Source organism: Aeromicrobium sp. (genome assembly GCF_036676885.1).
Taxonomy (GTDB): Bacteria; Actinomycetota; Actinomycetes; order Propionibacteriales; family Nocardioidaceae; genus Aeromicrobium.
On sequence record NZ_JAKFCB010000365.1, the window covers coordinates 1 to 5,872 of the forward strand.

General features: G+C 68.8%; 7 protein-coding genes. 5 read left to right on the forward strand and 2 right to left on the reverse strand.

Annotated elements, in window-relative coordinates:
- The 3 genes from V6M46_RS17275 to V6M46_RS17285 form a co-directional block, all read left to right on the forward strand.
- Positions 1 to 493: cobalamin-dependent protein (locus V6M46_RS17275; RefSeq protein WP_332667347.1), on the forward strand; the 493-nt coding region annotated here is incomplete at its 5' end.
- Complete coding sequence (meaB, locus tag V6M46_RS17280) at positions 493 to 1,464, forward strand: methylmalonyl Co-A mutase-associated GTPase MeaB (protein WP_332667348.1); 972 nt, start codon at positions 493 to 495, stop codon at positions 1,462 to 1,464. The genes V6M46_RS17275 and meaB, both read left to right, overlap by 1 nt.
- Before the next feature lie 82 nt (positions 1,465 to 1,546).
- Complete coding sequence (locus V6M46_RS17285; RefSeq protein WP_332667350.1) at positions 1,547 to 2,338, forward strand: transglutaminase-like domain-containing protein; 792 nt, start codon at positions 1,547 to 1,549, stop codon at positions 2,336 to 2,338.
- A gap of 225 nt (positions 2,339 to 2,563) precedes the next feature.
- Here the strand turns inward: V6M46_RS17285 and V6M46_RS17290 are convergent, their stop codons facing one another.
- Both V6M46_RS17290 and V6M46_RS17295 read right to left on the reverse strand, forming a co-directional pair.
- Complete coding sequence (locus V6M46_RS17290; RefSeq protein ID WP_332667352.1) at positions 2,564 to 3,460, reverse strand: hypothetical protein; 897 nt, start codon at positions 3,458 to 3,460, stop codon at positions 2,564 to 2,566.
- A 195-nt stretch (positions 3,461 to 3,655) separates the two neighbouring features.
- Positions 3,656 to 4,456, reverse strand: coding sequence for a TetR/AcrR family transcriptional regulator (locus tag V6M46_RS17295; RefSeq protein ID WP_332667354.1), 801 nt, complete (start codon positions 4,454 to 4,456; stop codon positions 3,656 to 3,658).
- A 91-nt stretch (positions 4,457 to 4,547) separates the two neighbouring features.
- Between V6M46_RS17295 and V6M46_RS17300 the strand changes: the two genes are divergently transcribed.
- A complete protein-coding gene (locus V6M46_RS17300) occupies positions 4,548 to 5,510 on the forward strand; it encodes an ATP-binding cassette domain-containing protein (protein ID WP_332667356.1) in 963 nt (320 codons plus the stop codon).
- On the forward strand, positions 5,507 to 5,872 hold a 366-nt coding region (locus V6M46_RS17305; protein WP_332667357.1), incomplete at its 3' end, for an ABC transporter permease. The genes V6M46_RS17300 and V6M46_RS17305, both read left to right, overlap by 4 nt.

The window sequence follows — 5,872 nt, forward strand, 5'->3', positions numbered from 1 at the left end:
GATCTCAGGTGTGTACCGCACCGAAGCCGGCCACGGCGGCAACATCGACAAGGTCATCGACGCCACCGCGGCGTTCGAGAAGGCCGAGGGCCGCCGCCCGCGCATCCTCGTCGCCAAGATGGGCCAGGACGGGCACGACCGCGGCCAGAAGGTCATCGTCACGGCCTTCGCCGACATGGGCTTCGACGTCGACGTCGGCCCGCTGTTCTCCACGCCCGAGGAGGTCGCCCAGCAGGCGGTCGACGCCGACGTGCACATCGTCGGCGTCTCGTCGCTCGCGGCAGGCCACCTCACGTTGCTGCCGGCGCTCAAGCAGGCGCTCGCCGAGATGGGCCGGCCGGACATCATGGTCGTGATCGGCGGCGTCATCCCGCCTGATGACGTGCCGACGCTCAAGGAGATGGGCGCCGCCGCGGTGTTCCTGCCCGGCACCGTCATCGCCGACTCAGCACTCGACCTGCTGGACAAGCTCCGCACCACCCAGCAGAGCTGATGGTCGACGTCGCAGACCTCGCCGACGACGTCCGCGTCGGCAAGCGCGCGGCGATCTCGCGGGCGATCACGCTGATCGAGTCGAGCCGCAGCGACCACCGCGCCGAGGCGCGCGAGCTGCTGGGCATCCTGGCCCCAGAGGCCGGGGGAGCCGTGCGCGTCGGCATCTCCGGCGTTCCCGGCGTCGGCAAGTCGACGTTCATCGAGGCCCTCGGCATGTACCTCGTCGACGAAGGGCATCGTGTCGGGGTGCTCGCGGTGGACCCGTCGAGCGTACGTACGGGCGGCTCGGTGCTCGGCGACAAGACTCGCATGTCGAGGCTTGCGGTGAGCCCGGACGCGTACATCCGGCCCTCGCCCAGCGCCGGGACCCTCGGCGGTGTGGCCCGCGCGACGAGCCAGGCGATGACGGTGCTCGAGGCGGCCGGCTTCGACGTCGTGCTGGTCGAGACGGTGGGTGTGGGCCAGTCCGAGATCACCGTTTCCGGCATGGTCGACACGTTCTTGTTCCTGACGATCGCGCGCACCGGCGACCAGCTGCAGGGCATCAAGAAGGGCATCCTCGAGATCTCCGACGTCGTCGCGGTCAACAAGGCCGACGGCGAGCGCGTGCAGGAGGCCGAGGCCACGGCCAAGGAGCTCGCCGGGGCGCTGCGCATGGTCTACGCCGGAGGCCACGGCTGGGTTCCGCCGGTGCTGACCTGCTCGGCGCTCGAGGGCACCGGCATCGACACGGTGTGGAGCCGGGTCATCCGGCATCGCGAGTTTCTGGGCCGCAAGGGGCTGCACGAGAAGCGGGCGCAGCAGCAGCTCGACTTCACCTGGGCGCTGGTCAGGGACGAGCTCGACCAGCGCCTGCGCAACGATCCGCGGGTCGCGGCGATGCGCGAGGAGATCCGCGAAGCCGTGCTGTCCGGCGAGATGCCCGCCGCCACGGCCGCCGACCGGATCCTCGAGGCGTACGACTCGTAGTTCGTGCCGAGTTGCGTCATAAGAAGTGAGGGTCCTGGGCCACGATTCTTATGACGTAGCAGGCGTGTGAAACGATCGGGCGGTGAAGCGATCAGTCTCGGCCCACCTCCAGCTCCACCTGCATGACAGGGCCGATCTGATCTTCTCGATCGCGGTGGCCGAGGGGCATGAGACGACCGAGCGATTCACGATCCGATCCGGTGGCGAAGAGCTCGAGGCGCACGAGATCGCCGGCCGCCACGGCACCCGTCTGCACCGCCTGACGGGTCCTCCCGGACACATGACGATCGACTATTCCGCCGAGGTCGTGGGTCGGCCCGAGCCCCCGGCGGTCGAGGAGCTCGACCTCATCGAGTACCGGCGGCCCAGCCGCTATTGCGAGTCCGACACGTTGTTCTCGACCGCCAACTCCGAGTTCGCCGGGGTGCACGGCAAGGAGCTCCTCGACGCCGTCAGCTCCTGGGTCGGCGCGCACCTGTCGTACGTCCCGGGTGCGAGCCAGCCGACGGACGGCGCCGTGGCCACGATGCTCGCCCGCGAGGGCGTGTGCCGCGACTACGCGCACCTCGTCGTCGCGCTGCTCCGCGGGCTCGACGTCCCGGCCCGGCTGGTGTCGGTGTATGCCCCGGGGCTCTACCCGATGGACTTCCACGCGGTCGCCGAGGCGTACATCGAGGATGCGTGGCACGTCGTGGACGCGACGACGCTCGCGCCACGAAGCAGCCTGCTGCGCATCGCCACCGGCCAGGACGCGTCCGAAACAGCGTTCCTCTCGCAGCACTGGGCGAGGGTCGACCTGTTGTCGATGAACGTCACCGCGGTGGTCGACGAGCTGCCGACCGACGACCTCGCAAAGCTCGTCGAGCTGCGCTGAACGCCACCCTTCGAGAAGTAACTCCGAAGGACTAGGCCGAACTAGCCCTAACTAACTACTTTCTGCGCTAATGTCAAGACTGCACTTGGCGGCGCGGCTCGGTTAGCGTGTATGTCACAGGTTGTCAGGTCCGAACGATTCGGGGGGATGGTCGGGCCATCGCACGACCGACGCCGTAAGCGTCGCTGGGCCGGCCATCTCGGGGGGATGGCCGGCCCCGCTGCATCACTTCAGCGTGAGCTTGTCGTACTCATACGTGCCGCTGCTGATCTGCCAGCCACCGATCTTCCAGCTCGAGCCGTCTCGGCGCAGGAAGAACGTCGCGTGGGTCGGCACCGTCAACATGTCGTGCCTTCGCCCGGCTGAGTTGAAGACGGGGACCGCGGCGGAGGCGTCGAGCGTCGCGACGATCCGGGGCTCGGCCTTCGACCAGTCGACGCTGATCGCGACCTTCGACCACTTCGGGTTGATCCATGTGGCGCGGCCTCGGTAGCCATTCGCCGAGAAGGCCTTGCCGTAGAAGACCCGGTCCTTGCCGGCAGCGGCGTGCGTGGCGCCGGCCGGTGTGCCCTCGCCGCGGAGCACGACCAGACCGAGCTCCTCGCGCACGTCGCTGTTGTCGGGGTCGGCCACGAAGGCGGCGATGCGTGGCCGGTATGCGCCGACCGTCGACGGCGCGAGGGCCGGCAGCACGAAGTCGAAGTCCTTCGCGGCGTACGAGTCACGTGGGATGGCCATCTTCGAGTAGCGCTTGCCGAAGGTGAACGTCACCGCCGTGCACGCGGCGTTGTCGACCGCTGCTTTGCCGAAGACCTGCTCCGCCTCGGCGGCACCCTTGGTACGGACTGCCCGGCACCAGTCGACAGCGGAACCGTCGGCAGTGACCGCGTCCGGTCGCCCCGGCCACGTCCCTGCGACCGACGCCGGTGCGCGAGTGGCGTCGGGCTTCGCGGGCTTGGGTGCCTGGGAGGTCGTTGCCGTGGCCGACGGCGTTGCCGTGGCCGATGGCGTTGCCGTCTGGTCACCGACGGTGCCGTCGGGAGACGTCAGGCCGATTGCGATGCTGACGACGACGATGGCGGCGATGATCCCCGCCAGTATCGTGACCCCCTTTGACCGCACGGCGCTCAGCATAGGCGAGTTTCGCGGCGATCCTTTCCGGCGCTGCTATCCGGGCCGATTCGCCTTGCCGTCGAGCCACAGGACGGCGGACTCATCGCGATGCGTACCGGTGGATCCGACATGCTACCGGCGAGGGGTGGGGCTCGGGCAGAGCTCGCTCGGCTACTCGACCGGCGAGGGGTGGGCCTCGCTCGGCTACTCGACCGGCGAGGGGTGGCTGACAGCCAGTCTCTCGATCAGGAGCTCGACTCCGTCGAGGAGGCGGGCGAGGCCGAACTCGACCTCGTCGCCGGCGGATCGTTCGAACGCCCCGGACTCCCAGATCGCCGTCATGGTGGGGAACCGCTCGGGCGTGTAGTAGGTGCCCCAGAAGCTGCTGCGCGACTCCCAGTACTCGTCAGCGGTGATGCCGGTGTTGGACGACAGGCTCGTGTCGGTGATGACGCTCCGCGCCACGCCGAAGACATGTGACTCGACGAGCCCGGCGACCCGGACGACCTCGGGATAGGGGAGATCCGTGAGGGTGACCGCGCGATAGATGTCCTCCTGCACGTCCATGACGTGAGGTCCGAGCGGCATCCGCCACAGGTTCGAGCGGATCAGCCACGGGTACGACTGGTACATCCTCCACGCCTCCCGCGCGTGGAGCTCGACCTGCTCCCGCCACGGCAGCGACTGGTCCGGCAGCTTGCGGGCCGCCCATGCCCGGTCGATCATCAGCTCGAACAGCTCGTCCCGCCCCGGGACGTACGTGTAGAGGCTCATCGCTCCGACGCCGAGCTGCGCCGCGACGTTGCGCATCGAGAGCTTGTCGATGCCCTCGGCGGCGGCCACGGCCATGCCCGCCTCGACGACCTGGTCGAGCGTCAGCTTCTGCTTCGGCCCGCGGCCGGCCGGCGTGGGCGGGTCCCACAGCAGTCGGATCATGTGACGGCCCTCGGGTGTGCCCCACGTCGACGGATCGGTGTCCGGGACCGTCGGCTTCTCGTCGTTCATGGTGTCCTCTTCGTCGCCACGGTTTTGTCACACCGTACACCGTATGATGTAATAGTCAGAATTCAGTACGACGTACGGAAAAGAGACTCACATGATTCACACCCACCAGCTGACCCGGACCTTCGTGTCCGGGAAGGAGACGGTCGAGGCGGTGCGCGGGATCGACCTGGACGTCGCCGAGGGCGAGCTCGTCGCCTTCCTCGGCCCCAACGGCGCGGGCAAGTCGACGACGCTGCGGATGCTCACGAGCCTGCTGCCGCCGACCTCGGGCACGGCGACGGTCGCGGGCATCGACGTCACGGCCGATCCCGCAGGCGTACGCAGCCGCATCGGCTACATCGGCCAGAAGGACGGAGCCGGCCACAACTACCGCGTGTGGGACGAGCTCCTGATGCAGGGCCGCTTCTACGGGCTCGACAAGCAGCGCGCCGCCGAACGGGCCGACGAGCTGCTCGGCACGCTCGACCTCGAGGGCATGAAGATGCGCAAGGTCAGCACGCTGTCAGGCGGCCAGAAGCGGCGCCTCGACATCGCCCTCGGCCTGATCCACGAGCCGGCGCTGCTGTTCCTCGACGAGCCGTCGACCGGCATGGACCCGCAGAACCGGGCCAATCTGTGGGACCACATCCTGCGCCTCCGCCAGGAGTTCGGCACGACGATCGTGCTGACGACGCACTACCTCGAGGAGGCCGACACGATGGCCGAGCGGGTCGTGGTGATCGACCACGGCAAGATCATCGCGGACGACACCGCCGAGGCGCTCAAGGCCGAGCAGGCCGGTGACCGCATCACCGTCACGGTCGGTGCCGACGACCTGCCGACGACCCGCGAGGTCGTCGCCCAGGCGGGCACGGAGGTCCAGGAGCTGCCGGTCGACGGCGACACCGCGATCTCGTTCCGCGTCGACGCCGGACCGGCCGCCCTGCCGGGCGTACTCCACGCGCTCGGCGACAAGGGCGTGGCCGTCAAGGCGGCGACGCTCAAGCAACCCACTCTCGACGACGTCTTCCTCAACCTCACCGGACGCAGCCTGCGCGAAGGAGCAGAAGCATGAGCACCATCCTCGATTCCGCCGCCACCTCGGCCCGCATCGCCCACCGCTCGCTCCCGGGCGACATCAGGTCCGTGTGGATGCGCGAGACGCTCACGATCCTGCGGGACCCGTTCTCGCTGATCTTCTCCCTGATCCAGCCGCTGGTGTTCCTCGGCCTGTTCGGACCGCTGCTGGCGGGCGTCGCCGGCGACGACGGGTTGGGCTTCGGCTCGACGCTCCAGTTCTTCCTGCCCGGAGTCGTCGTGATGATCACGATGTTCGGCACGTCGATGACTGGCGCCAACCTGCAGTTCGAGATCATGACCGGCGCGTTCGAGCGGATCCTCGCGACGCCGCTCGCCCGTCCCGCGCTGCTGATCGGG

Bases quoted from the DNA above. Each gene is read 5' to 3' on its own strand.
- meaB (WP_332667348.1), top strand. From the start codon at position 493: ATGGTCGACGTCGCAGACCTCGCCGACGACGTCCGCGTCGGCAAGCGC.
- V6M46_RS17295 (WP_332667354.1), bottom strand. From the start codon at position 4,456: ATGAACGACGAGAAGCCGACGGTCCCGGACACCGATCCGTCGACGTGG.
- V6M46_RS17300 (WP_332667356.1), top strand. From the start codon at position 4,548: ATGATTCACACCCACCAGCTGACCCGGACCTTCGTGTCCGGGAAGGAG.